The following is a 25,255-nucleotide window of genomic DNA, read 5'->3' on the forward strand; positions in this document are numbered from 1 at the left end:
GCCACATAAAAACAGCATTTGTCGTTCCGCAACAACAACGAGGAGCCGCCAGGCGCTTACGGCGCCCGCTTGCGGCTCTCCTGTCTAAAACCGTGAGGCACAAAGCTTGAGGCCTGTTTTCCCCAGTCTTTGGTGTCAACGATGGAGAGATGTGCATCGCGCTTCCACAATCTATTGGTTGCGTACCGCGCTGAGGCTCCAGCTATTTAAGGCAAGAGTCCCGGTCCAGATATTCCATCAAAGTTTTATGAAGGAAACGAATGCGGACTTCCTGATAACGGCTTAACATGACGTCCTTCACCCCACCTGCCTTCAGGCCTTGCTGTTGCAGCGCCAGATTTTGGCAGTCCTGATCATAGATTAGCCCGTGCCACGGCTGAAAAGCGCCGCTGGCCGCATAAGTATCATCAGGGCCAAGGTCGATTTGATTGACCTCTGGAAAATCGGATCCGTCTTGCGGCTTTGGCCGGAAGATCATGAAATCGAAGCGTGTACGATCTGGACTATTGTCGATCGGAACGAACCGATAGGCGAATGGATAAGGCAATCCCTTGAATAGGAGGAAGTTGGGGAACAGCGAATATTGAATGGGATCACATGCTTCTGCGTCCGTCAGATGGCTGAAATCCTGTCCGTAGACCTTGCCCAGTTCAGTACGGTTCATATCTGCCAGATAGCCCCGCGCAGTTTTGCCCTCCGGCAGTGGCGGAGCGTTATCAGTATTGCCAGTGACGGCGCCGAACGTTGCTTTCCATATCTCGGCTTCGGTAATCGGCTGGGGGTATTGGTCGCTGGGAATTCCGGTGGGAGCACAGAAACGACTAACATGACCATTGTCGGCCCAGACGTCATATTGCGTGCTGGCGTCGCCCCCAAAAGGAAGAGCTTGCGAGTGAAGTTCCGCGACATGGAATGCTTCGATAAACCCTTCCATGCAACACTTCCAGTTCGCCTCCATGACCTTGGTTACGCGGGTGTCCAGATAGACGTCGTCCCGGGACCAGTCGGCAAATTCCGCGATCAGCGGACCCAAATATGTTTCCAGCGATGGTGATGCGGGATCGCGGTTGACGAATACGAAACCTCCCCAGAGGCCAACGCGCGCTTCTGGTAAAGCGAGTTCGGAATCTTCGACCGGATCGAAATCCCAGCGCGCAGGTAAATTCTGAAGGGAGCCGTCGAGGTTCCAAGTCATGCCATGATAGGGACAGCGTATCTTGTTTACGCTCGTGTCCGACGCGCATAATTTCATGCCGCGATGCAAACATCCATTATAGAAAGCTTTGATCACGTCCGGAGCACTGCGCATGATGATCAGCGACGCACCGGGCGAGTCATACAATACGCAATCACCAACTTCCCTTACTTCTTCGACACGGCAGGCGACTTGCCACGTCCGCGACCACATCCGTTCCTTTTCCAAGTCAAAGAAAGTCTGGCTGGTATAACGCTCGCGAGGGACGCGCGGCATTTCGATATGCGTGGGATGGATTTGGCGTAAACTCGCGGGTGCCTCAATGGGGTCGCGCGCAATCACTTGCTGATATGTCGGAGCAGGGCTGTCCCGGTAATCGGGTGCGCCGTTGGTATCGAAATGAGTCATGGTTCAATCTCCCATCTTGGGCTGGGTCAATCCAAGCTGGCTATCCAGCGTAGCTCTCGCGGGCCACATCACCCCGCTGGGATCGCACCCGTCAGCAAATAGCCGCCTTCAACAGGAAGCGCGTGACCGGTGACCAATGAAGCTGCGTCCGAACTCAACCAAAGAATGGCAGCAGCCAACTCGTCGGGGCGTCCGAGACGTTTTTCCAGATTGGCGACCTGTTCGATCATGGACCGCTTCGCCCCCACAAGATCCATTTTAAACGCCAACATCGGTGTGTCAGTCACGCCAGGGCATACCGCGTTGATGCGGATCTTGCGCGACGTGTAAGCCAAAGCCGCGCTTCGCGTCATGGCAAGAACAGCGGCTTTCGTGCCATCGTAAACAGCACTGTCCGGCCGCGACCTGAGTGCATTCATTGAGGCGACATTCACGATCGAGCCGCCACCCTGATCGAGCATTTTGGCGATCTGGCGTTTCATGCACAAAAATACGCCCATGAAGTTGATATCGACAACGCGGCGGGCCTGCTCATCCTGCACATCGGCAAGCGCAGTATCCTCCAGTTCCACTGCCGCGTTATTGCAGGCGAAATCGAGACGTCCGTAGGTGGCAATGCAAGTGTCGATCAGTGAATCGACGTCTTCGGATGACGTCACATTGGAGCGGACGAAAATGGCCGTGCCACCAGCCGCCGTGATGGCGTGTGTCGTTTCCTCACCACCTTCCGCTTGGATATCAGTGACAACCACATTCGCACCAGAAGAAGCGTAAGCGATTGCCGTCGCCCGACCGATACCACCGGCTGCTCCTGTGACCAACGCTGTTTTGCCCGCGAGATTATAGGTCAAATCGGCCATATACTCAGAATCCTCGTATTTTTTTCGGTCGGGAACTTGTTTTCGATCGCTTTTACATGAGGGAAAAATCGCGGACCGGATCGGCGCCGTCGAAATTCACGGACGCGCTCTTGACCCGGTGATAAACCGACAGGAGCGGTATCGACGGTTCGTACAATTCGACGAAGTGGCCGAATTGTTTGGTCGCATCCATCATCGCAAATCCGGACCCCGGTTGGACTTCGCCGTAAAAGCCCTCCGGAAATCCCGCAGCTTCGAATTCCTTCATGATCGCGGGCAAGTCGTCGACGATCAGCGCGATGTGATGGAAACCTGTCCCGCCATTCGGAAACAGGTCTGAAAAGACCGATGGTTCGGAACTGTGGACTTGAACCATTTCGATCATGACGTCACCCCATTGTCCGTAGGCGGAGGAATGATCGAAAACGCCAGGCTTGCCGCGGTAACGCGCCAAACTCATGGGAATATGCTCCATGACGAAGTAAGGGCCTGAACCGAAAGCCTCCGCATGCTGACGGGCAGCTTCGCGCACATCGGGCACATAAAATGCGACCTGCCGGATCGGATAGCGCATGAACATCTTAGTGAACATTAGGGATACTCCTGCAAGCACGATCAGGCAGGGAGGGGGCGATCACCTGGCCGATATTGCGACAGGTGGCGGCGCCAAGCACGATGGCCACTTTTCCATCAAGCCGCATCTAGATCCCCTCCTTATTGTTAGCATGCATCCTAACTCGACAACGGCTCGCCCGTCAATATATTTAGGCGACATAATATTAACCTGACTGATCGCCCTGTGGTGCTGATCAATCTGTGGCCGTTAAAATGAAGGTGGTAGCGGATCGGCATCGTAGGCGGCGTCTGCAATGACATGGCCGACGCCCTGCAAGCCGGACAGGAGGGCTTGGGCCTGTGGGCAATCGCCATATTGTCCTGGCGTTGGATGAATGCGCAGCGGCAAGCCGATCGCATCGACGGCGGCGGAAATCCGCCATAAGCGGTTAAAATGGTGCTGTTAGAAATGCACCGCTCTTCGCGGGCGACGTTCGGCGCGGGAGTCAGGCTTAGCGTAGGTTGTGCCGCCGAATGTGATCCTGTTGGACAACCCGTTCTCGCGTGGATCTATCAGGCTGCCCGAGTTACCCTGTCGTTGCCGGACATATCGCGCTCAGGCGCTTTTTTAGGGGCTTGGACCGCAGATGGGACGACACGCGTCGTTGCGCTTAATTTCTCGGGTGCCAGATCGCTGTTGGCGATACGGGAATCCACTTCAGTGGTCCGAAGATCCGCCAGCCAGAGGCGTTTGGCGACAGCCAGAGCAGCGGCGGCCGCGGAGGGGCGAACGGCATTGATCTGGATTTCGTTCGTGAACAGGGCGACGATCAACCGGTCCCGAATCTCTTCTGAATGAAAGTCGAATTCTATGCCAAGGCGCCTGCCCGAACGGCGCACAAATCCGCGCAACAAGCCGACGTCCGGTAACACGACATCGACGCGCTCGCCGACACTCAGGTCCGCCGGTTCAGCAAGCTCCAGCCCAAGACCGGAGATGGAAATGTCGCCCTTATCTGACCGGATCATCTGCCCCTGCGCGCTCAGGATCGTCACGGCCTGTCGCAGCGCGAAGCGCTCCTCACCCCGGACACGCGGTTTTTCCAGGCACATCATGGCAACCAGCAGCAGGATGAACATGTTCACGATCGTCCAGAAAGTCACCATGGGCAGCAGGCCGACCTGCGACACGACCCGATATTCCGGCGTAACATTGATCATCAGGCCAGCGAAACTGAGCGCGAGGAGGCCGAGCGCTACGAACAATATGGTCCTCTCCCATGGACTCCCGCCCGCGTCGGCCCCTTTGGGAGTGACCTTGAAGACAAGACCTTTTGGACGGAACAATGTTTGCAGGGCGACGGGCAGAATGCGGAAGGACTGGAACAGCGACAAAATTTGCGCGGCAAGCGGGTAATAGCGCCCCGGCGCCAGGAGCGTGATGCCGCTCAACATTGCGACGATCAGTGGCAGGACATAGTGAATGACCGCTTCCAGATCGATGCCGACCATCGGAGCAAGGTTGAACAGCATGAAGCAAATGGGCGTCAGCACGGTGAACATGGATTGGAAGCCCTGCGTGATCCAGGCGCTGGGCAGGAACAGCAGGCGATAGCGCAGTTTCAATCCTGGCCCCAAAGGACCTTCCTTCAGGTACAGGATCTGGATCGCGCCCTGCGCCCAGCGTTGACGCTGAACAAAGAAGGCAGTCGTGCTTTCCGGAGCAAGACCAAAGGCCAGAGGCTCATTCAGATAGCGGGTGACATAACCCTGCCGCAAACTGGCCAGCGTCAGCAACATGTCTTCGGTGATCGATCCTTCCGGCAGCCCTCCGCCGATCGATTCAAACAAGGTCCTGCGCGTCACGGAGTTCGATCCGCAGCAAAAGGCGGCATCCCAACCGTCTCGTCCCGGCATGATCGCTTCGAAGAAAAATCGCTGATCGTCCGGCATGGCCTGTTGCAGGCCCAGATTGGTCTGCATGGGATCATGATTGTAGAAGCTGTGCGGAACCTGGACGATGCCGATCCGATCAGACTCGAAAAAGCCCATGGTGCGCAGCAGGAAGTCCCGGCGTGGGACGAAGTCGGCGTCAAACACCGCCACGAACGGCGCGTCGGTCACCGTCAGCCCGTGATTGATATTGCCAGCCTTCGCGCCTTTGTTGTCCGGCCGGTTAATATAGCCAGCCCCCTTTGCCTTGCACAGATCGCGCACCCAGGGCCGTCGGCCATCGTCCAGAACCCATATGCGCGCGTCCGGCCAGTCGAGGGCAAGACAGCCGAGGATGGTTTTTTCCAGCACTTCGCGCGGTTCATTATAGGTGGCTATGAAAACATCCACCGGGGGTAAATTCAGCGGCTCTTCTTCCCATGCAGCGCGCAGCCGTGCCTCCCCCGCATCAGCCTCCGCCGACCGGTCTCGCGGCCGGGAGAGGATCGCCAGCAAGATCGCGCCATCGAACAGCGCGGCACTTTCCACCAGCAGACAGGTCAGCGGCCACCATAGCTTGCCCGGACCCTCGCCCCAGGGAATCGTCTGTGAGATCCGCCACTGCAGATAATAGGCAATGGTGCACCCAATCGTCGCGACCAGCCCCGCACGCCACGGCCATATCTTGCCGAAAAGCAGCAAGAAGCCCACCAGCAACGCCAGCGGCGCGAAGGGCGCGGTGGTGGCGATGCTGGACATGTGCCGTCAGAGCCTGCGGCTGAACCGGACCTCGGCCAAACGCCCAACATCGCATTTGCGCGCGGCATCGACCCCCCGGGGTTCGGGCGCCGGCAATGCGACATCGATCAGAATTTCTCGATCTTCCGGCAAGGAATAGGTGGATGCGGCCAGCAATTCCTCCCTGCGCCGCCCCGCCGCGCCGGTGATGTTCACGACCTGCCCCTTCAGCCACTGATCGGAACCGATCATACGGACGTCTGCGGGCGTGCCGGGACCAATCACTTCAGCCTTCCGTTCTGGAAGGGCGACCTGGACGAAGCGTCGACGGCAATCGATCAGGTCGAGCACCGGCTCACCTGCGCGAATGGCGGCGCCGGGACTGGCGGCCGCCGCCCATACCAAAGTTCCCGCCGGGGCACGATAACTCGCCCGGGCCAACGCGTCCTTCAATCTCAGACTGGCCTGACGGTAACGAGCAGTCGCGTCGCTCAACGTCTTTTCGACCGCCTGCTTCTGCAAGAGCAGGCGATCGCCCTGCTGCACCGCATAGGGCGCGTCATTATAGCTGTCGCCGATAAACACCCCGGCTTCCGCCGCGCTACGCGTAACCTGAATGGCCCGCAGCCTGGCGGCAGCGCTGCTGCAATTGCTGCTCTTGAGCGATGCGGCGGCTTCCGCCTTCTGCACTCCGGCGGGCGATATGAAGCCCCGCGCCGCCAGAACGCGCGTGCGGGCAAGATTGGCGGCTTGCTCTGCGCGTTCGGCCTGGCATCCGGCGAGATCTGCCTGCGCGGAGTCGCGATCGGCGGTAAGGCGCGTTGCCATCGCACCGGAAAAAAGCGTCGCGCGCTGCTCCAATCGCTGGCTTTGGCCGTTCAGTTCCGCCAATTGCCGTTCGCTGAGCGCCATTTCCGTCTGCGCCATCTCGGCTTGAGCCTTTAGCTCGGCAACCTCGCCCGTATCCTGCGACAGGTCCAACAGATGGATTCCGGTGGCTTTGTCGAAATAGTGGCCGTTCGCCGGGAGATTGGCGACTGTCCCATCGGCGGCGGCCGTCAGCCTGATCAGCGGAGCATTGATCGCCGCCTGGGTGGAAACGTCGTTCAACACATAGGGGGCGAAACCCATGGCCCCGCCACCGATCAGGGCGGCCGCCAATATGATACGCGTCATTCGCGCGCGCAAAAGATTTTGAGTATCAATCATTTTCGCCGCTGACCCGCTGCCTTCTAACAATCTTCCGAAGCGTAACATCGGATAGTTAGCAGCGCGTTAATGACATTTTGCCAGCGCCCTCTTGTGCCGGTTCTATTCGGCACGCGGGGTATTATACCAATATGAGTTGATCAGGACCCGCCAGCCAGAGCCGGTTCGAAAATGGATCGACTGCATCCAATTTGTATCGATCCATTTTCAACCAGGCTCTCAGCACCATCGATTTGCGATCGCTATTGAACCAGTCGAGCCGTCTGGAGCGCTGTGGAGAATAGTTGCAGAAGGGCCGTGGTGATACTGTCATCGGCTGTCACGGTCTGCACCAACGGAGAACCATTGACGCCGGATGACGCGCAACTTTGCAGCGCGGTCAGAACCTGATCGGAGTTCCCGGCCTTTCCTGCCGGATAGGGCGACGGAGGAGGCGGCAAAAACGGCGCAATATTCGTCTGCGACCAGCTGTCGCCGGAAAGAGATTCCGGCAGATATTGCGTATAGAGGATCGCGATCTTAATACCCTTGGCCTTGATGGCCGTGCATTCAGTCAGGTCGCTGCTCCGCATTGGTCCGAAATATCGGCCGCCGCCATTTGGCTGATCCAGCATACCGTCCGTAATGATGAACAATATCTTTTGTGGTGTCGCTCCGGGGGCACCCGTTCCCGCATTGGGAATGAGGTTTTTCATCGTAGTGAGCATGTTCGTTACTTCGGTGGCTTTATCGTCTATATTGCTCCCACTCGTCGGCATAGAGTTCTTCCACCAATAATCATCCGCCGGAAACAGGGATGTTGCCGAAAATCCGCTGCCGTAGGACGCGACATTGTTCAAACTATTGAGCGTCCTGACAGGTGTAGTATTGCCGGATCGCGTCCAGTCGAACGAAAACATCTGTGCCCGATAGGTGACCTGATATTGCGATGCCTGGTTGGCCGCGAAAGGGATCAACTGCGATGCGGCCAAAACCATGTCGTCCTTGCGCAGAGTAATGCTGGAAGGGCTACCATAGATTCTACCGTAATTATGTGTAAGCCAATAGCCGTCAGCCCAATATCCGGTGTCGTAGACGGTACTCGTTGCAGTGCCCGTAGTTGTGGTTGTAGTTGTGGTCGAGGAACCCCCGTTAGTCGGCGTGGAAACCTTTGTTGTAGTCGTGGTCGGCGTAACCACCTTGTAGACGGTAGAAGCACCGCTGGAACTGGAGGTAACTGTATAAGTGGTCACGTTATAAGTACTGACAGTGGTGTCGATGTTCCGCGTATTGCCGTTCGATCCGGATGTCGTCCGCGTAGGCCCCGTCACCGTCGGTGTCGTGGATGACGTCATGAGATTACCCGCGCTGTCATAGACCAGGTTGGCAGATGAATCCCACCTGTAGAAGACATTCTGGGTCGTGGAACCAGACGTATAATATCCTGCCGATAGTAATATATGACGGCTTTGCTGATCCTTGACGTAAATATTGTCGGTTTTCGGAAGCATCGCATGGCATGCAAAGGCGCAGCCGTTCGCATTTTCGCTCGTCTTGGTGGCCGCGATTATCTTGCTCACTCCATCCGAAGTCGCAGGCAGGAGCATTGATGGCGAATTGTCCATCGCAAGGTAAAAATCGACATTGGGCGGTTGCGCAGCGCTTGCCGAAGACGTTCCGCTCACCGTCAGGGTGCCTGCCCCCAGAATGCCACCGAATACATTGACCGACTTGGCCGTGTAGCTGACGGTAGCCTTGCGAAGATACCCCAGTGCGCCGCTGCCGCCGGAGGTCCCGTCCGTAATCGTGGGGGTCACCTGAAGGTTCTGGTAACCGCTCAGGAGACTCGCCTGTGCACTGAACATAGTACGCGCGGCAGCAGTCGCCTCGCTGTTCGACTGAAGGATCATCGATGGTCCGACAGCCGCAAGCGCCGCTGCGTCGGCAGCGGCGTTCAGGTGCGTCTGGAGGCTCATGGCGCGAGAATAATCGATGCCAAACCCGGTGACGAAGGTCAACGGAATGAGCGAAAATGCCATGATCATCATGGCCCCGCCTTGCTGATCGGCCTTTAGACGAGCAGCGAGGCTGGCCATCGCTGCCGAAGAACGGAGACAAGAGAGTTTTGTCATCGGTCAAGCACCTAGTAAAGACGAGGAGTCATGTAGATGGTGTGGGTGAGCGCCGTGGTCCGGATAGGTATATAACTGACCGATGGCGTGAAATTGTAAGTGATCTTGCCCATGTACAGCCAGCCGCCGGCAGTACCGACCTGGGTCTTGTTGGCGATGCCGGGAACAAGATTTTGACAAACATTCGATCCGTCCGGCGACGTCGGCACCATAGTGGAATTGATCATATCGGCCGGGATTGAGATGACGGCGTTAGCCGACTGCGTCTCGATAGTTGGAAGCGTACCCGCAGTATGTTCTGAAGTTGTAGGCGTGACGATGCTGCCATCGACATTCTGCGTCTGCGCCTGGGTCCATACGACATAGGCATGCGTGGCGTCGCAGACCCGAAGCAGCGAAATCTGCTCGGTCGCGTTGTTGAGCTTGTAAGGCGCCAGGACGACGGCACTAGCGCTGAGATAGGATTTCGCATTGGCGCTCTGCGGCGCGTTGTAGATGACCGTGGGGGACATGGTTCGGCTGGTAAGATCGACCAGCGAACGGGTCGCTATCGTCACCTTGCGGTTGCAGGCGATCATGTCCGACAGGCAAACGCCGCCCGTGTACATGAGCACAAGCACCGGCAGACAGATCGCGAATTCCACGATCACTGCGCCGCGCGCATCCTGCTTGAAGCGCTTCAGCATGAGCTTTGCGACGCGTTGCATGAATAATCTTCCGTCGTGAACACCGACGTTGCCACAAGCTTCCGATTGGCATTGGGCTGATTTATCAGGTTCAAGCCTAGCGGCCCTTTTCCTGTCGGCCACAAATACACCAGCTGAAGAACGACGATGCGATTTTTGCCGCTACCGCCCGACTGGTAGATATAGCCCGTCCCCGTCGAGGTCAGCACGCCATTGCTGTCATACGTGAATGTGGGCGCAGACGTGCTGCCCACATTATAGCCACTTGCGGTGGTAACGTTGACCGTTAGCCGAGAGCAGGTGAGCATCGCTGGCAGGAGCGATGGAACGCTGACGGCCTGCCCGCTCGAATTGGTGCCGGAATACCCATTGCAGATGGCGTCTTTGAAGTCATCGGATGTCATGCCCATGTGACCATTGGCCATCTGGGTCGTTTGGGCTGAGCCAGTCAACAGCAGGCGCCCTGCGCTTTGAGCCGCAGTCTCCAGCATCTGTTGCGCCAAATATATCATCATCGTGTATAGGATCGCGAATAGCAGCGCGAGCAAAGCCGGTGCGACGATGGCGAATTCCAGGGCAGCCGTACCCTTCCTGTCTTTCGACAGGTTCGTACCGAAGCGGCGAACCGCTTTCAGTGGGTAAAAGATACTGCGTAAAATCGCCACGCGAGGGCATCCTTAAAACTATATCAAAGGCTATATCGCCGATCAGCGTTCAGATTTCGTAAACGGCCTAGACGGGCATTCTGGGCGGTCATCAACGCCAGTTCCGGATATTGCTTTTGTAACGCTTCGCCTCACGAGCATTGTGTGGGCGGGCAGCAGCCCTGCATGGCCCGCCTTCACGGAGGGACGATTCTTTCGTGCCACCCATGTGCAGGTGCTGATGCGCTTCGACGATCGATTTACCGGAGCGGATGCCGACCGGACGGCTGACCCCGAGGGCAAGGTAAGTTTCTACCCGGTGCGGGTTGAAATAGATGAGGCGCAACTCGCGGAACATCCCGAACTGAGGCTGAAGCCCGGCATGCCTGCGGAACTGTTCATTGAAACCGGAAATCGGACGATGATTCCCTACCTGACAAAGCCCTTGAGAGACCAGTTCGCGCGGGCATTCCGGGACGAGTGAAGGGTGCGCCAGATCGGCAGGCCAGGCTCAGTCGCCGGGGAAGCGCGGAACGATGCCATTATCCTCGAAGAAGGTGGGCGCCTGGTACAACGTGGGTCCGGCATAGGCTGGCGCGTCCGGAGAAGCCATCATCCAGGCGACCGTGCGTCCGGTATCGGCGGGCGTATAGGACGGCAGTCCGCCGCCAAACCCCTTGGCGGCTTCGCCATACTGCGCCGTCATGGCTTCGGTGATGGTCAGGCCTGGCTGTATGTGAAAGCTCGCAATCCCCTGATCCCGATATTCCAGATCGACAAATTCCGCGAGTTTGCTGAAAGCGGCTTTTCCCGCCGCATATAGCAGGCCCCAGCCGCCCTCGGTCAGCTTTCGTTCGCAAAGCATGCTGCCCGCGCCACTGGTGATGAAGACGATACGTCCGCCGCCCTGTTTCAACATGGGTTCAAGCGCGCGCTGCGTGATGTGCAGTTGATTGACCATCATCCCACGCATGGCCGCTTCCGCAGCATGCGCATCGATTGCGGAGATGGGCGACATGATGGCGGGTGACTGATAGATAGCGTTGTTGAACAGGCCGTCGATCCTGCCCCATTTGGCAAGCACCGCATCCACCGCGGCATCAATGGATGCGCGGTCCAATATGTCCATCGGGATACCCAAAGCCTCGCCGCCAGCGGCTTCGACCTCATCTACGGTGGCTTCGATGCTGCCGGGTACGGCAATAGCCTCCGACGCGACGGAACTCGCCAGTCGTCCTTCGCCTTCCCGCCGGGTACGACCGGTAACCGCGACGGCGAATCCACACTTTGCGAGTTCCAGTGCGGCTGCCTTGCCGATCCCGCGCGTTGCGCCCGTTACTATTGCCACCTTGCGCATACCCAAAGCTCCTGATGATCGTAGGACGTCGGGTTTTTGCCGATCGCCAGCCGCCCTTGTTCCGGGAAATCGGGTCCGCCGCAAGCCAGATCATGATGTCTTTCAGCATCGAGGGATGCTCGAAACGCTGCTTTTTTGAAACGCCTCAAACCGGAATTGCTTCTACCACTTGACAAAGGTTGATATTCGTCAACTATTAGGAGCAGATGGCCGTGTAGTTGCGCCTCAGCAGATGATCTGCCGTGGGCGCCGCTGGCCACCGTTTGAAAATGCTAATGAGATAAACCTTAGAGAGAGTATCAGGCTATGGCCCACACGAAGTTCCACCTTGGCTATTTCACGAAGTTCGGCGCGACTTCCTGGCCGGGCGATGGCAAGGAGTTTGGCTCGCAGTGGGCGGATGGTTCCTATCACAAGGAACTGGCCAAGATGCTGGAGGCGGCTAAGTTCGACTTCGTCTTCTTCGAAGACAGCCTGATCGTTGGCGATCGTTACGGCGGCTCGATGGAGCTGGACCTCAAGAATGCGACGCTGTCGCCCAAGCTCGACCCCATGCCGCTGCTGCCGGTGATGGCGCAGGAAACATCGCACATCGGCCTGATCGCGACGGCTTCGACGACCTTCTATCCGCCCTATATCCTCGCGCGGTTGCTTTCGACGATCGACTCCCTGACGAAGGGACGCGCGGGGTGGAACATGGTGACGTCGAGCGAGAAGAACGCCGCGTTGAACTTCGGCATGGAAAAGCTGCTGCCGCCGAACGAGCGGTACGACATTGCCGATGAGTTCGTCGAGCTGGTCAAGAAGCTGTGGGATAGCTGGGAAGAGGGCGCGCTGGTCGCGAACACGGAAACCGGCGTCTATGTCGATCACACCAAGGTCCACACCGTCAATTTCGAGGGCAAGCATTTCCGTTCGCGCGGGCCGCTGAACACGCTGCGTTCGCCGCAAGGCTATCCGGTTCTGGCGCAGGCGGGCGCGTCCGAGCGTGGACGGCAGTTTTCGTCCAAGAATGCCGAAGTCGTGTTGGGCATGATGACAGGCGGCGTTCCGGGCATGAAAGCCTATCGCCAGGACATTCGGGACCGCGCCGAAGCGCAGGGCCGCAATCCTGACGATATCAAGGTCTTCTTCCTGACGCCGGTGGAAATCTTCCCCGAAGGCGGCGAGCGGCCCGAAATGAGCGAGGCCGAAAAGCAGGCTTCGTTCGAGCATAATATCGTGATGGCTTCGTCGTCACTGGACGTGGACTTCTCGCTCTACGATGTGGATGCACCCGTGCCGCAGGATATTGTGGCAGGCGGCCACACCAGCGCCCTTGAGTATATGAAGAAGGCGGGCCGGGAAGAGGGTAAATCCCTCCGCGACCTGTTCTCCGTCGGGAAGGGCGCGAGCGGCATGGACTTCAGCGGCACCGTGGAACAGGTTGCCGAAAAGATGATGGCGGTGATGGACGAAGTGGGCGGCGACGGGTTCCTGATCGAAGGATCGGGTTATAACCATCAGCTTGCAGATCTGGTCAACGGCGTCATCCCTACCCTTCAGAAGGCAGGCGCCGTGCGCACCGAATATGAAGGCACGACGCTGCGCGAAATCCTGCGCGAATTCTGACGCGATTGGCGTGGAGCGGTAACACTGCTCCGCGCCCGCCTCAATCTTGAAGCTGGAGCGCGCCGCACATAGCGGCGCGCTCCAGTTGTTTTGGCATCCCCGACCGCGTTGGTTCACGCGGAGCCACAGCCGCGAGCCGCTGTTAGCGCGGGCGCAAAAAGGCTCGCTTGGAACGCGGCATCCCCTGCGTTAGGGTCCTTGCAGACGGCCAGGAAGTCGTGGGCAGATGGGAGAGGAACGTTTGACTGAAACCGACAAGATCGCTGCGACTTTGGCGATATATGCCCTGAAGGCGCGCTACTTCCGGTCCATGGACAATAAGGATTGGCCCGCGTTGGAAGCGGTCTTCACGCCAGACCTGGTCGCCGATTTCCGTGATGCCGCGGGGGAACGGGACGAGAGCATGCTGATCCACGGCGCTGCGCCTTATATGGCACGCTTGGCGCCGATGCTGGAGCAGGTCACAACCGTTCATCACGGCCACATGCCCGAGATTCACATCGAAACGGACAGCCAAGCCAGCGGCATCTGGGCGATGGAGGACAAGCTGTGGGTGCAGGAAGGCTCACCCCTGCCCTTCCGCTGGATGCATGGCTATGGCCATTATCATGAACGCTATGTGCGGCTGGCCGACGGCTGGCGCATCAGCGAGATCCGCCTGACACGCCTGCGTATCGACGCGGGCTGACGGCCGTTACAGCTCCTCCAGCGCCGCGCTGGCTTCGATCCAGCTTTCCTCGATCGTACCCAGCTTCTTTTCGACCGAGGCGCGGCGGACCATGAGGTCGGTCGTGGTCATTTTCGCTTCGGCGCCCGTCGCTGCCTTCGGGTCGAACAGCGCCTGGTCGATGCGGCTGCGTTCGGCCGAGAGCGTCGCCATCTCCTTTTCCGCCTTGCTGATTGCCGATTTTAGGCTCTTCTGCTTTTCGCGCCATTCGGCGGCATTACGCTTCTCCGCCTTGCGATCCGGCTTGGGCGCGTCGCTTCCGCTGCCACCGCTGTCGGCTTTGCGCAATATGATGTCGGTATAGTCTTCCAGGCTGCCGTCAAACGGCTGGGCCGTGCCGCAATCCACCAGGACGAGGCGATCGGCCACCAGCTCGATCATATGGCGATCGTGGCTGACGATGACGACCGCGCCCGAATATTCATTGAGCGCCTGCACCAACGCTTCGCGGCTGTCGACGTCCAGATGGTTGGTCGGTTCGTCAAGGATCAGGAGGTGCGGCGCATCGCGGGTGATCAGCGCCAGCGCCAGTCGGGCACGCTCGCCACCGGACATGGAGCCGACCTGCTGCGTTGCGCGCTCACCCGAAAAGCCGAAGCGGCCGAGTTGCGCGCGAACCGCGCCCGGCGTCGCGCCCTTCATGACGCGCGTCATATGCTGGAGCGGCGTGTCGGAAATGTCGAGCTCCTCCACCTGATATTGGGTGAAGTAGCCGACATTCATCTTGGCCGAGCTGTTCATCGACCCTTCCATCGGGGCCAGCTGTGCCGCGATCAGGCGGGCAAGCGTGGTCTTGCCGTTGCCGTTGCGGCCGAGCAGCGCGAGCCGGTCATCAGGATCGATGCGCAGGTTCACGCGGCGCAGCACCGGCGTGTCGCCATAGCCGACCGCCGCCATGTCCATGGTGATGAGCGGCGGGCGCAGTTCGGGCGGGCTGGGAAAGGCGAAGGACAGCGACGGGTCCTCGATCGCGGCGGCGATGGGCTGCATCTTCGCCAGCGCCTTGGCGCGCGACTGGGCCTGCTTGGCGGTGGAGGCGCGGGCAGAGTTGCGGGCGACATAATCCTGCAACTTCTCACGCTCGGCCTGCTGCTTCACGCGTGCGGCCTCTTGCTGCGCCAGGCGTTCGGCGCGCTGCCGTTCGAACGCGTCGTAGCCGCCGGGATAAAGGGTGATCTTCCCGCCTTCCAGATGCAGGATATAGTCGACCACATTGTTGAGCAGGTCGCGCTCATGGCTGATCACGACCACGGTGCCGCGATAGTTTTTGAGGAAGCTTTCCAGCCACATCGTCGCTTCGAGATCGAGGTGGTTGCTGGGTTCGTCGAGCAGCAGCAGGTCGGGTTCGGAAAAGAGCAGCGCGGCGAGCGCGACACGCATTTTCCAGCCGCCCGAATAGCTGTCAAGCGGACGCCCCTGCATTTCATCGTCAAATCCCAGACCGACCAGAATGCGGGCGGCGCGGGCTGGCGCGGTATAGGCGTCGATCGCCATCAGCCGCTCGTAAATATGGCCGAGGCGATCGGGGTCATGGGTCGCTTCGCTCTCCGCCATCAGGGCGGCGCGTTCCTTGTCGGCGGCCAGCACGGTTTCGAAGGGCGTCGCCGTGCCGGTGGGCGCTTCCTGCGCGATATAGCCCAGGCGCGTATCGCGCGGCATGTCGCAACCGCCATCGTCGGGGTCGAGTTGCCCGATCATGACCTTCATCAGCGTGGACTTGCCCGCGCCGTTGCGGCCGATCAAACCCACGCGGCTGCGCGGCGGCAGCGCGGCACTGGCGCGGTCGATGATGGTACGGCCACCCAGCCGCACGGTGATATCCCTGATATTCAGCATGGCCGCGCCCCTAGCAGTTGTTGCGCGGCTTGTCAGCGGTGCAGACGCAATCGGATGGGCAGAGAGATCGTGCCAGTTATCTGGATTGCACAACCCCGTTCGGGCTGAGCTTGTCGAAGCCCTCTTCTTAAAAGAAGTAGAGCCCTTCGACAGGCTCAGGGCGAACGGTAACGGGACGAAGCCCTAATCTTCTATCGCTGTTCTTCCGCATAAAGCGTGAACTGGGCGTGCAGACCGCCGTCCGACGATTGGCCAAGCCACAGGTCGAACAGGCCAGGTTCAGCGATGATCCGATTGCCCTGCCCCACAAATTGCAGGTCGGTGCGCGACAGAGAGAAGCGCACGGTCTTGCTCTCTCCCGGCCCGAGCGTGACACGTTCGATTCGCTTTAGCTCGCGCACGGGGCGGGTGCGGCTGGCCACGCGATCGCGGATATAAAGCTGCACCACTTCGCTGCCGCGCCGGTCCCCCTTGTTGGTGAGGCGGGCCGTCACCTCGATCGCCCGGTCCCAGCGCAAGGCGGTGTCGGACAGCTTCAGATTGTCGAGCGCGAATGTCGTGTAGCTGAGGCCATGGCCGAAGGGATAGCGGGCACTATTGTCCGTCGTCATGTAGCGCGCGCGATATTCGGTGCGGTTGTCGATCACCGGGCGGCCTGTGGACTTGCGGTCGTAGAAGAAGGGTTCCTGACCCGATTCCCACGGAAAGCTGACCGGCAGCTTGGCGGAAGGATCGACCCGGCCGAACAGGATGTCGGCGATGGCATGGCCCGCTTCCGATCCCAGAAACCAGGTGGCGAGGACAGCCTGCGCGCTCGCGACGGCTCCATGCAGCGCAAGAGCGCGGCCGTGACGCAGCAGCACGATGACAGGCTTGCCGGTGGCCGCCACCGCGTCGGCCAGCATCTGCTGGGGCGGCGGCAATTCGATCACGGTGCGCGACTGCGCCTCCCCCGACATGTCCTGCGATTCGCCGAGGGCGAGCAGGATGATGTCGGCTGCCTTCGCCGCCTCGACCGCTTGCGCGATGCCGCTGTCGATCGGCGTCATGATCTCGCAGCCCTTGGCTATGCTCAGCTGGGCGGGATCGGGCATGGCGGCGCGCAGACCGGCGGCAATGTCCACGCCCTTCCCCTTGTCCCCATAAAATGCCCAGGGGCCGTAGATATTGGCGCGATCCTCACCGAACGGGCCGATCAGCGCGATCTTCTGGCGCTTAGCAGGATCGATCGGCAGGACGCCGCTATTCTGGAGCAGCACGATGGAACGGCCCGCCCCTTCCCGCGCCAGGGCGCGATGGGCGGGCGTGGCAATGCGGGTGCGTTCGGCCTCTTCGCTGATGGAGCGATAGGGATTGTCGAACAGGCCTATCGCCATCTTCACATAGAGGATGCGGCGCACGGCGACATCGATCGTCCCCATCGGCACCGCGCCGCTCTTCACCAGATCGGGCAGGTGGCGGATATAGAGGCCGCTCTGCATCGACATGTCGACGCCCGCCAGCACGGCAAGGCGGGTGGCATCCCGCTCATCCTCCGCAAAGCCATGGGCGATCAGCTCCTCGTCCGCCGTATAATCGGAGAAGACGAAACCCCGGAACTTCATCTCGCCGCGCAGCAGGTCGGTCAGCAGTTCGCGGTCGGCTGTGGCGGGGACGCCGTTGATCTCGCTGAACGCCGCCATGGTGGTGAGCGCGCCTGCCGCGAAGGCAGAGCCGAAGGGCGGCAGGTGCGTCTCTCGCAATGTTTCGTCGGAAATATCGACGCTGCCATATTCAAGGCCCGCCGCGACCGCGCCATAGGCGGCGAAATGCTTCGGGCAGGCAAGGAGCGAGTCTTCCCGCCGCAGATCGCGTCCCTGAAATCCCCTGACGCGGGCGGCGGCGAACAGCCTGCCGAGATAGACATCCTCCCCCGCCCCTTCGACCACCCGGCCCCAGCGCTGATCGCGCGCGACGTCGACCATCGGCGCGAAGGTCAGATGCAGCCCGGCCGCGCTTGCCTCCTGCGCCATAGCGCGGGCGGTGCGTTCGGCGAGCGCGGGATCGAAGCTCGCGGCCTCCGCCAGCGGCACGGGGAAAATGGTCTTCAGCCCATGGATCACGTCGCCCGCCAGCAGCAAAGGGATGCCAAGGCGGCTTTCCTTGACGGCGATCTCCTGCGCGCGGCGGGCGCCTGCCACGCCGATGCCGTTGAACAGGCAACCTACCCGGCCCTTGCGCACCTCTTCCGCCAGCCGCTTTTCATCCTGGATGCCTACTTGCGGGTTGGGCGGATTATAGGGACGGAAGCTGTCGGTGAGGCAGGTCATCTGCCCCGCCTTTTCCTCCACGGTCATGCGGGCGATCAGGGCATCGACGCGGTCCACTTCGGTCGCGGCGAACGCCCGGCGCGCAAAGGGTAAGGCGAAGGAGCCGGACATTGCGGCAGCCAGGAAGGCGCGACGGTCGATGGTCATTGGACGACAGCGTAACGGATGATTGTTGCCGGGCCAACGCCCCGCTCCGCCATATGTTGCGGCGGCGCGGTCAGGCGGGCGCGAACAGCTTCGTGCCGACGACGCCGATGACGATCAGCGCCATGAAACCGGCCTGCACGGGGGCAATGCGGTCGCCGAACAGGATCATGCCGCCGATGATGACGCCGACAGCGCCAAGGCCGGTCCAGATCGCATAGGCGGTCCCGGCGGGAATGCCCTTCATCGCGAGGGCAAGCAGGCCCATGTTGAGGAAGCTCAAGGCGATAGGCACGGATGAAGCCTGCCAGCTGCCGACAGTCGCCGCCCATTTCAGGCTGAGCGCCCAGCAAATTTCAGTGAATATAGCAATGCCAAGCACAAGCCACGCCATGACGAGCGGTCCTTTTTCAGGCGGGCTCGGATGGAAAGCGCGCAGGCCGGAAACCCGAAAGAGGCGGCGCGCCCGCGATGGGGCAAAAGCCCGAAGGCCAACAGGCCCGAAGGGTGGTGGACAGGGCTGGATTCGAACCAGCGTACGGGAAACCCGGGCAGATTTACAGTCTGCTGCCTTTAACCACTCGGCCACCTGTCCAGTGCCCTTACGCTGTAAGCAAAAACTGCCTTTTACCGCGCTGGAGGCGCGCTCAATGGCGAATGGAGGCTTGCCTGTCAATGGTGGTATGTGAAAAGAGCGCTTCCATGAAAAAAGGACATCGCAGCGCAAAGCCCAAGGGCAACTTCCCCCGCTTCTACGGGCGGCATGCCGTCATCGCGGCTCTCGCCAATCCGAACCGGGTGGTCCGGAAAATCTGGGGCACGCGCGACGCGCTCAATGCGCTGGACCTGCCGCCAGTGCTGCCCATCGTCTATGCCGATGTGGCGGACCTTGGCCGCATGGTGCCATCCGATGCTCCTCATCAGGGGATCGTCGCGGAAGTTGAGCCGCTGGATGACGTATGGCTTGGCGACGCACTGGAAGCGGGTCAGGACGACAAGCGGCCCGTACTGGTGCTCGATCAGGTGACCGACCCGCATAATGTGGGCGCGATCCTTCGGTCGGCGGCGGCGTTCGATGCGCTGTGCATCGTGACGCAGGACAGGCACGCGCCGCCTGAATCGGGTGTGCTCGCCCGTTCTGCCTCCGGCGCGCTGGAAATCGTACCATGGGTGCGCGTGGTGAACCTTGCCCGCGCGCTCGATGAGATTGCGGAGGCGGGATATTGGCGCATTGGCCTGGATGGTGAGGCGGATACGATATTGGGCGAGGCAATCGGCGAATCGCGTGTTGCGCTGGTGCTGGGCGCGGAGGGTGAAGGCCTTCGCCACAACAGCATGGCCCATTGCGATATTTTGGCTAAACTGCCGATCAGCCCGCGCATGGAGAGCCTGAACGTCTCCAACGCGGCTGCGATCGCCCTGTACGCCGCCGCGAGCCGGTAACGGGGCACAAGGCGCGCCGCCTTCCATCGGCGCAGGGGAACGGGGGACGATATGGCTGTTATTCTTCGCGCCGCCAGCGCATTGGCCTGCTGCCTGATGCTGGGCGCTTGCCTGGTGACGCCGGGCAAGTTCGAATCCACCCTAGACATCCGCGCGGATCGGCAGTTCAGCTTCACCTATAAGGGCGAGATAATCTCGTCCGACATGAAGGGGCTCGGCGCTCCCGGCAATGACCCTGTCGGCGATGGTTCGCCAGAGAAGAAGGACAGCGCCCTTCACAAGACCGCGATGCAGAAGGGCCATGAAGAAGGATTTGGCGGTGGCAGCGCTGCCGGCGACGACGCGCAAATGGAGGCAATGGCTGCCGCGCTTTCCAAGGAGAAGGGATTTCGCTCCGCCCGTTATATGGGCAACCATCGGTTTGAGATCGACTATGCGATCAGCGGACGGCTGACCCACAGCTTCCTCTTCCCCTTCAACAGCGACGCGGAAATCGTCCTGCCGTTCGTCGCGATCGAGCTGCGCGGCGACGATCGGGTGCGGGTGAAGGCTCCGGGCTATTCCAACGGGTTCGACAAGAGCCGTGAGCCGATGGGGCAAAGCGGTTCTGGAGAGGACGCGTCAAAGGCGCTCGACGGCCACTTCACGCTGACCACCAACGCGGAAATCGTCAGTCAGAATCAGGAGGAGGGCGCGCAAAGCACCGCCGACGGCAAGCGGATCGTCTGGCGGATCACCCCGCTGACGAACGAGGCGCCCATGGCGACGCTGCGCGTCAGCCGGTAACGGGCGCCCCAATCGGGAGGATCAGTCTTCCGGCGCGATGGTGACGCGCAGGCCGTCCAGATCGTCGTTCATCACCAGCTGGCACGACAGGCGGCTGCTCTCATTGCGATGATCGGAGCTGTCAAGCAGGTCGTTTTCGTCTTCGCTCAGCGCAGGCAGCTTTTCGGCGAAGGCGGGATCGACATAGACATGGCAGGTAGCGCAGGAGCAGCAACCGCCGCACAGCGCCAGAAGCTCGTCAAAGCCGTTGTCACGGATGACTTCCATCACGGACAGGCCGCTGTCGCCCTCGACAGCCTGCTCTTCACCCGCACGGTTGACCACTATCAGTTTAGGCATGTACCTCGATCCCAAGATTTTCCACCGCCGCTCATAGGCGGGGGAGCCGATAAATCAAGCCGGAAGCAAGCAGAGCATGGTCACCACCTCCGAGCAGCTGCGCGAAAGCCTGGACGCGATCGCCATCCTTGAACCCGGTTTTGCCGCCGCATTGGCGCGGGTCGGCTATCCCCTGCCGCGCGTGCGGGAGCCTGGATACGAGACACTGCTGCGCACCATCGTCGGTCAGCAAGTGAGCGTCGCCTCGGCCGCCGCCGTCTGGCGCAAGCTGGAGGCGGAGCTGGGCGAAGGATGCGCGCCCGGCCAGTTGCTCTCCCGCGATTTCGATGCGTTGCGCGCGTGCGGCCTGTCCCGTCAGAAGCAGGGCTATGCCCGGAGCCTCGCCGAACTGGTCACCAGCGGGCAGGTCGACCTTCACGCCCTGCCCCAGGATGATGAAGAAGCGATCGCCCTCCTCACCCAGATCAAGGGCATCGGCCGCTGGTCAGCCGAAATCTACCTGCTATTCGCCGAAGGGCGGCCCGACGTCTGGCCTGCGGGCGACCTCGCCGTACAGATCGAGGTGGGCCGCATCCTTGGGCTTCCCGAACGGCCCAGCGAGCGCGAGACACGAGCGCTTGCCGAACGGTGGCGGCCCCATAGGGGTGCTGCCGCGATCATGGCCTGGCACCATTATAATACGGAGGTACTCTAAACCCATGTCCCTGCCCCATGCCCGCTACATCGTCCTGGAACATGAGGGCGTCTGGAAGATCAATCTCGACAACCGCTATTATGGCCCCTTCGCCACCCGCGAAGCCGCTGTCGAGAACGCGACCGAGACGGCGCGCAAGGCCGGGGATGGTGGCTACCCGGCGAGCGTCCTGCTGATGCAGGGAACCAAGTTCGATACGCTCTGGACCAACCAGGAAGACGCTGCGTCTTCCTGACTTTTTTCGATTGTTGCGGAACCAGATGGCGGGCTGGACATTATCGGCTCCAGTTTCGCGGGCAGAGGCATGAATAAGAAGGTTCTAATCGTCGAAGACGAAATTTTCGTCGCACTGGAGATCGAGCAGATCGTGGAGGACGCGGGTTTCGCGGTCAGCGCCATTGCCGCCGACCGTGAAAGCGCCCTTATGGCCGCTAATGACTGCGATATCGCTTTGGTGGATCTGAACCTGCGCGACGGGCCTACCGGGCCGGGCATCGGCATGGAGCTTGCCGCCCGATATGGCGTCCGGGTAATCTATGTGACCGCCAATCCCGCGCAGATCGGTGTCGCGGCCGAAGCCGCGCTAGGCGTCATAACCAAGCCCTTCCGCCCGCACAGCATCGCCCAGACGCTTCGCCTCGCAGCGTGTGAACAAAGGGACTTGGAGACAGCCGATATTTACGGCTTCACGCCATTTCAGTCAAAGCCCGGCTCATGGAACGGGATGGAATCCACAGGCTGATCACCAGTCCTTCAGGCCGCCAGTCACGTTGCATTCGTCCACCCAATTGCCGCTCGGCACTGAGCGCCATGAGGCGGCTGCCAAAGCCTTCATGGCTCGACGGCTTTACTGGTGGCCCGCCTTCTTCCCGCCATTCGATGCAGATGTCCGCGTCCTCGTACCGGACATCGATATGGACACGCCCCGAAGGCACGGAAAGCGCCCCATATTTGGCTGCATTGGTCGCCAGCTCATGGAAAAGCAGCGCGAGCGGCGTCGCCGAGCGGTCATCGATCGCGGGATCTTCGCCGGAGAATACGATGCGGCTTTCCCCCGCATCGGTATAGGGCGCGAAGATTTGCTCCAATATGCCGCGCAGGCGACCTTGCCGCAGATATTCGTCACCCTCAGCGCTGTGCGGACGAATGAAGTCATGCGCGCGGCCCAGCGCCATGATCCGGTCGCGCAGATCATCTGCCACCGGCCGGATCGCCGGGTCTTCACGCGCCGATAGCCCAATCAGACCCGTGATCACCGAAAAGATATTCTTGATCCGGTGTGACAGTTCGTGCGCGATGATCTCGCGCTCTTCCATCATCAGCTTCTGCTCGTGAATTTCGGTGCAGGTGCCGATCCACCGGGTGATCTTGCCTTCATCGTCGCGGATGGGCAGGGCGCGGCCCAGCGTCCAACGATATTCGCCGCTGTGATGGAGCAACCGATATTCTATCTCATAAGGGTCGCCGGTTTTCAGCGAATGGCGCCAGCACTGCCATGCGCGTTCACGGTCGTCCGGGTGAAAGTTGCCGTTCCAGCCATCGCCATCCGTCGAATGTTCGGCCGCGCCGGTATATTCGTACCAGCGCGCGTTATAATAATCATGATAGCCGTCGGGCAGCGTGGACCAGACCATTTGCGGCATGGTGTCGGCCAATGTGCGGAACAGCCGGTCGCTTTCCGCCACCGCCTCGGCATCCTTGACCTGCTGGGCAATGATATCCTGGTCGCGACGGCGGCCCTCCAATTCCATCATCACCTGGCGCGCGAGCAGGGAAAGGCCCTGACGTTGAAGCGATGTAAGGTCGTCGCGCGGCTTGTCATCGATGATGCAAAGCGCGCCCAGCGGCACACCTTCGCCATTGAGCAACGGCGCCCCGGCATAGAAACGGATATGCGGCGGGCCGGTCACCAGGGCATTTGTGGCAAAACGTGGATCGGCGCTGGCGTCCCGCACGACGAAGATCGCCCCATCCTGCATGGCATGCGCGCAGAAGGAGAGGTCGCGCGGCGTTTCTTCCGCATCCAGCCCGGTGCGCGCCAAAAAGCGCTGGCGTTCGTCCTCGACAATGCTGACCAGAGCGATCGGCGCTTCGCAAAGCGCGGAGGCGAATTCGGTTATCTGGTCCAGCGTGCGAAAACCGCCGGCATCCAGATCATAGCGCGCCAGTACGGCCGCGCGATCCGTCTCCAGCCCCCTGCCGTCAGCCATCGCTGACCCGTTCGATATCCGCGCCCACGGCCGACAGTTTTTCCTCCAGCCGCTCATAGCCCCGGTCGAGATGGTAGACGCGGTTGACCTGCGTCTCCCCTTCGGCCGCAAGCCCGGCGAGGATAAGGCTCATCGACGCGCGCAGGTCGGTCGCCATCACGGGTGCACCCACCAGACGGTCGACGCCCCGCACGACTGCGGTGCGGCCATTGACCCCGATGTCCGCCCCCATGCGCGCCAATTCGGGCACGTGCATGTAGCGGTTTTCGAAGATGGTTTCGGTCAGCACGGATGCGCCGTCGGCCTTCGTCAGCATGGCCATGAACTGCGCCTGCATGTCCGTGGGGAATGCCGGGAAAGGCGCGGTGGACAATGTCAGCGGCTTCAGCTTGCCATCCGCCGTTACCCTGATCCCGTCCTTCAGCTCATCCACCTGCACACCCGCTTCGCGAAGGGCCGCAAGGATTGCATGCATGTCATCGGCGCAGGCACCCGCCAGTTCGAGCGAGCCGCCGGTGATCGCCGCCGCGCATGCGTAGCTGCCTGCCTCGATCCGGTCGGGCATGACGCTGTAGGTTGCGCCATGCAGACGGTCCCGGCCGTGGATGATCAGCTTGTCGGTGCCAACGCCTTCGATATCCGCGCCCATCGCGATGAGCAATTTGCACAGATCGACAATCTCCGGCTCACGCGCGGCATTTTCCAGAATGCAGGTGCCCTTTGCGAGAACGGCAGCCATCAGGGCATTTTCCGTCGCGCCCACGGACACTACGGGGAATGTGTAGATGCCGCCCGGCAGCCCGCCATCGGGAGCAGAGGCGCGCACATAGCCCGCGTTGATCTCAATCACCGCGCCAAACGCCTCCAGCGCCTTCAGGTGCAGGTCGATCGGCCGGTTGCCGATGGCGCAGCCGCCCGGCAGCGAAACCCGCGCCTCACCTGCGCGCGCGAGCAAGGGGCCAAGCACCAGGATCGACGCCCGCATCTTGCGCACGATGTCGTAAGGCGCTTCGGTCGATGTGACCCGGCCCGCGCGCAGCGTCATGACACGGCCGAAATCCTCCGGCCGCGCGCCTTCGATCATGGTCGATACGCCTAGCTGGTTCAGCAGGTGACCAAAGCTGTCGACGTCGGCCAGGCGCGGCAGGTTGCGCAACGTGACCGGCTCATCCGTGAGCAGCGCGCAAGGCAGCAGGGTCAGCGCGGCGTTCTTGGCGCCGGAGATGGGAAGGCGGCCGCTGAGCTTTTTGCCGCCGCGTATTTGAATGCGGTCCATCGACTGGGTTCTTAACGCTAAATGCGTCAGGCGCAAGGCACGAGCGATCATTGCGGTTAACGCTACCGTGCTTCCCGGGATACGCTCGCGAAACATTTACACTTTCGGGTCGCTGAAATTGATCGAGTTTAGTGCGCGGCCCGCAAATGCAGCCAAAAGGCGAAAGGGGCGTTTTGCCACCGTAA

23 protein-coding genes, 1 tRNA gene and 1 pseudogene are annotated in these 25,255 nt (G+C 60.7%); 8 read left to right on the plus strand and 17 right to left on the minus strand.

What is annotated here, in order from left to right:
- Positions 1-202: 202 nt before the first annotated feature.
- The 9 genes and pseudogenes from ACZ5ZH_RS08960 to ACZ5ZH_RS09000 form a co-directional block, all read right to left on the minus strand.
- On the minus strand, positions 203-1,603 hold the full coding sequence (locus tag ACZ5ZH_RS08960) for an aromatic ring-hydroxylating oxygenase subunit alpha (protein WP_460986736.1): 1,401 nt from the start codon (positions 1,601-1,603) through the stop codon (positions 203-205).
- 68 nt (positions 1,604-1,671) lie between these two features.
- On the minus strand, positions 1,672-2,463 hold the full coding sequence (locus ACZ5ZH_RS08965; RefSeq protein WP_464771287.1) for a glucose 1-dehydrogenase: 792 nt from the start codon (positions 2,461-2,463) through the stop codon (positions 1,672-1,674).
- 52 nt (positions 2,464-2,515) lie between these two features.
- Positions 2,516-3,055 (minus strand): VOC family protein, encoded by a 540-nt coding sequence (locus ACZ5ZH_RS08970; protein ID WP_449474097.1) that lies wholly within the window; start codon positions 3,053-3,055, stop codon positions 2,516-2,518.
- Between the two features lie 246 nt (positions 3,056-3,301).
- Positions 3,302-3,457 (minus strand): annotated as a pseudogene (locus tag ACZ5ZH_RS08975) (transposase); the annotation flags it as partial.
- Positions 3,458-3,591: 134 nt separating this feature from the next.
- Positions 3,592-5,709 carry a glycosyltransferase gene (locus tag ACZ5ZH_RS08980; protein WP_464771289.1) on the minus strand — a complete coding sequence of 706 codons (2,118 nt, stop codon included), beginning with the start codon at positions 5,707-5,709 and terminating at the stop codon, positions 3,592-3,594.
- 6 nt (positions 5,710-5,715) lie between these two features.
- The gene (locus tag ACZ5ZH_RS08985; RefSeq protein ID WP_464771290.1) at positions 5,716-6,864 is read right to left on the minus strand and encodes an HlyD family secretion protein; all 1,149 of its coding nucleotides are present in this window, start codon (positions 6,862-6,864) and stop codon (positions 5,716-5,718) included.
- Between the two features lie 275 nt (positions 6,865-7,139).
- On the minus strand, positions 7,140-8,924 hold the full coding sequence (locus tag ACZ5ZH_RS08990) for a pilus assembly protein TadG-related protein (RefSeq protein WP_464775170.1): 1,785 nt from the start codon (positions 8,922-8,924) through the stop codon (positions 7,140-7,142).
- 95 nt (positions 8,925-9,019) lie between these two features.
- A complete protein-coding gene (locus ACZ5ZH_RS08995) occupies positions 9,020-9,715 on the minus strand; it encodes a TadE/TadG family type IV pilus assembly protein (protein ID WP_464771292.1) in 696 nt (231 codons plus the stop codon).
- A complete protein-coding gene (locus ACZ5ZH_RS09000; protein ID WP_464771293.1) occupies positions 9,688-10,359 on the minus strand; it encodes a TadE/TadG family type IV pilus assembly protein in 672 nt (223 codons plus the stop codon). Before ACZ5ZH_RS09000 ends, ACZ5ZH_RS08995 begins: the two co-directional genes overlap by 28 nt.
- A 142-nt stretch (positions 10,360-10,501) precedes the next feature.
- Between ACZ5ZH_RS09000 and ACZ5ZH_RS09005 the strand changes: the two genes are divergently transcribed.
- Positions 10,502-10,822, plus strand: coding sequence for a hypothetical protein (locus ACZ5ZH_RS09005; RefSeq protein ID WP_464771294.1), 321 nt, complete (start codon positions 10,502-10,504; stop codon positions 10,820-10,822).
- A gap of 27 nt (positions 10,823-10,849) precedes the next feature.
- Here the strand turns inward: ACZ5ZH_RS09005 and ACZ5ZH_RS09010 are convergent, their stop codons facing one another.
- On the minus strand, positions 10,850-11,695 hold the full coding sequence (locus ACZ5ZH_RS09010; RefSeq protein ID WP_464771295.1) for an SDR family NAD(P)-dependent oxidoreductase: 846 nt from the start codon (positions 11,693-11,695) through the stop codon (positions 10,850-10,852).
- 306 nt (positions 11,696-12,001) lie between these two features.
- Between ACZ5ZH_RS09010 and ACZ5ZH_RS09015 the strand changes: the two genes are divergently transcribed.
- Entirely contained in the window at positions 12,002-13,306 is a 1,305-nt protein-coding gene (locus tag ACZ5ZH_RS09015; protein WP_449474109.1) for an NtaA/DmoA family FMN-dependent monooxygenase, read from the plus strand.
- 241 nt (positions 13,307-13,547) lie between these two features.
- Positions 13,548-13,994 (plus strand): nuclear transport factor 2 family protein, encoded by a 447-nt coding sequence (locus tag ACZ5ZH_RS09020; protein ID WP_464771296.1) that lies wholly within the window; start codon positions 13,548-13,550, stop codon positions 13,992-13,994.
- A gap of 6 nt (positions 13,995-14,000) precedes the next feature.
- Here ACZ5ZH_RS09020 and ACZ5ZH_RS09025 read toward each other — a convergent pair whose 3' ends face one another.
- The 4 genes from ACZ5ZH_RS09025 to ACZ5ZH_RS09040 form a co-directional block, all read right to left on the minus strand.
- Positions 14,001-15,869 carry an ABC-F family ATP-binding cassette domain-containing protein gene (locus ACZ5ZH_RS09025; protein ID WP_464771297.1) on the minus strand — a complete coding sequence of 623 codons (1,869 nt, stop codon included), beginning with the start codon at positions 15,867-15,869 and terminating at the stop codon, positions 14,001-14,003.
- Between the two features lie 191 nt (positions 15,870-16,060).
- Positions 16,061-18,325: a glycoside hydrolase family 3 N-terminal domain-containing protein gene (locus tag ACZ5ZH_RS09030; RefSeq protein WP_464771298.1), complete on the minus strand. Its 2,265-nt coding sequence runs from the start codon at positions 18,323-18,325 to the stop codon at positions 16,061-16,063.
- Positions 18,326-18,395: 70 nt separating this feature from the next.
- On the minus strand, positions 18,396-18,716 hold the full coding sequence (locus tag ACZ5ZH_RS09035; RefSeq protein ID WP_464771299.1) for a DMT family transporter: 321 nt from the start codon (positions 18,714-18,716) through the stop codon (positions 18,396-18,398).
- A 114-nt stretch (positions 18,717-18,830) separates the two neighbouring features.
- Positions 18,831-18,917: transfer RNA gene (locus tag ACZ5ZH_RS09040), tRNA-Tyr, on the minus strand.
- Between the two features lie 107 nt (positions 18,918-19,024).
- Between ACZ5ZH_RS09040 and rlmB the strand changes: the two genes are divergently transcribed.
- Both rlmB and ACZ5ZH_RS09050 read left to right on the plus strand, forming a co-directional pair.
- Positions 19,025-19,765: a 23S rRNA (guanosine(2251)-2'-O)-methyltransferase RlmB gene (gene rlmB, locus ACZ5ZH_RS09045; RefSeq protein ID WP_464771300.1), complete on the plus strand. Its 741-nt coding sequence runs from the start codon at positions 19,025-19,027 to the stop codon at positions 19,763-19,765.
- Positions 19,766-19,816: 51 nt separating this feature from the next.
- Positions 19,817-20,551 carry a hypothetical protein gene (locus ACZ5ZH_RS09050; RefSeq protein WP_464771301.1) on the plus strand — a complete coding sequence of 245 codons (735 nt, stop codon included), beginning with the start codon at positions 19,817-19,819 and terminating at the stop codon, positions 20,549-20,551.
- Positions 20,552-20,572: 21 nt separating this feature from the next.
- Here the strand turns inward: ACZ5ZH_RS09050 and ACZ5ZH_RS09055 are convergent, their stop codons facing one another.
- Complete coding sequence (locus ACZ5ZH_RS09055) at positions 20,573-20,890, minus strand: 2Fe-2S iron-sulfur cluster-binding protein (RefSeq protein WP_449474120.1); 318 nt, start codon at positions 20,888-20,890, stop codon at positions 20,573-20,575.
- A 76-nt stretch (positions 20,891-20,966) separates the two neighbouring features.
- Between ACZ5ZH_RS09055 and ACZ5ZH_RS09060 the strand changes: the two genes are divergently transcribed.
- The 3 genes from ACZ5ZH_RS09060 (at position 20,967) to ACZ5ZH_RS09070 (ending at position 22,326) form a co-directional block, all read left to right on the plus strand.
- The gene (locus ACZ5ZH_RS09060) at positions 20,967-21,584 is read left to right on the plus strand and encodes a DNA-3-methyladenine glycosylase family protein (protein ID WP_464771302.1); all 618 of its coding nucleotides are present in this window, start codon (positions 20,967-20,969) and stop codon (positions 21,582-21,584) included.
- A gap of 4 nt (positions 21,585-21,588) precedes the next feature.
- Complete coding sequence (locus ACZ5ZH_RS09065; protein WP_460986765.1) at positions 21,589-21,819, plus strand: DUF2188 domain-containing protein; 231 nt, start codon at positions 21,589-21,591, stop codon at positions 21,817-21,819.
- 69 nt (positions 21,820-21,888) lie between these two features.
- The gene (locus ACZ5ZH_RS09070) at positions 21,889-22,326 is read left to right on the plus strand and encodes a response regulator (protein ID WP_460986767.1); all 438 of its coding nucleotides are present in this window, start codon (positions 21,889-21,891) and stop codon (positions 22,324-22,326) included.
- On the opposite strand, the gene ACZ5ZH_RS09075 is transcribed toward ACZ5ZH_RS09070, so the two are convergent.
- The gene (locus ACZ5ZH_RS09075; protein WP_464771303.1) at positions 22,271-23,794 is read right to left on the minus strand and encodes a PAS domain-containing protein; all 1,524 of its coding nucleotides are present in this window, start codon (positions 23,792-23,794) and stop codon (positions 22,271-22,273) included. The genes ACZ5ZH_RS09070 and ACZ5ZH_RS09075 overlap by 56 nt on opposite strands.
- Positions 23,787-25,070 (minus strand): UDP-N-acetylglucosamine 1-carboxyvinyltransferase, encoded by a 1,284-nt coding sequence (murA, locus tag ACZ5ZH_RS09080; protein WP_449474129.1) that lies wholly within the window; start codon positions 25,068-25,070, stop codon positions 23,787-23,789. The genes ACZ5ZH_RS09075 and murA overlap by 8 nt, the downstream gene beginning before the upstream one ends.
- Between the last annotated feature and the right edge of the window lie 185 nt (positions 25,071-25,255).

This window comes from Sphingobium sp. TomMM7A, from assembly GCF_055397305.1.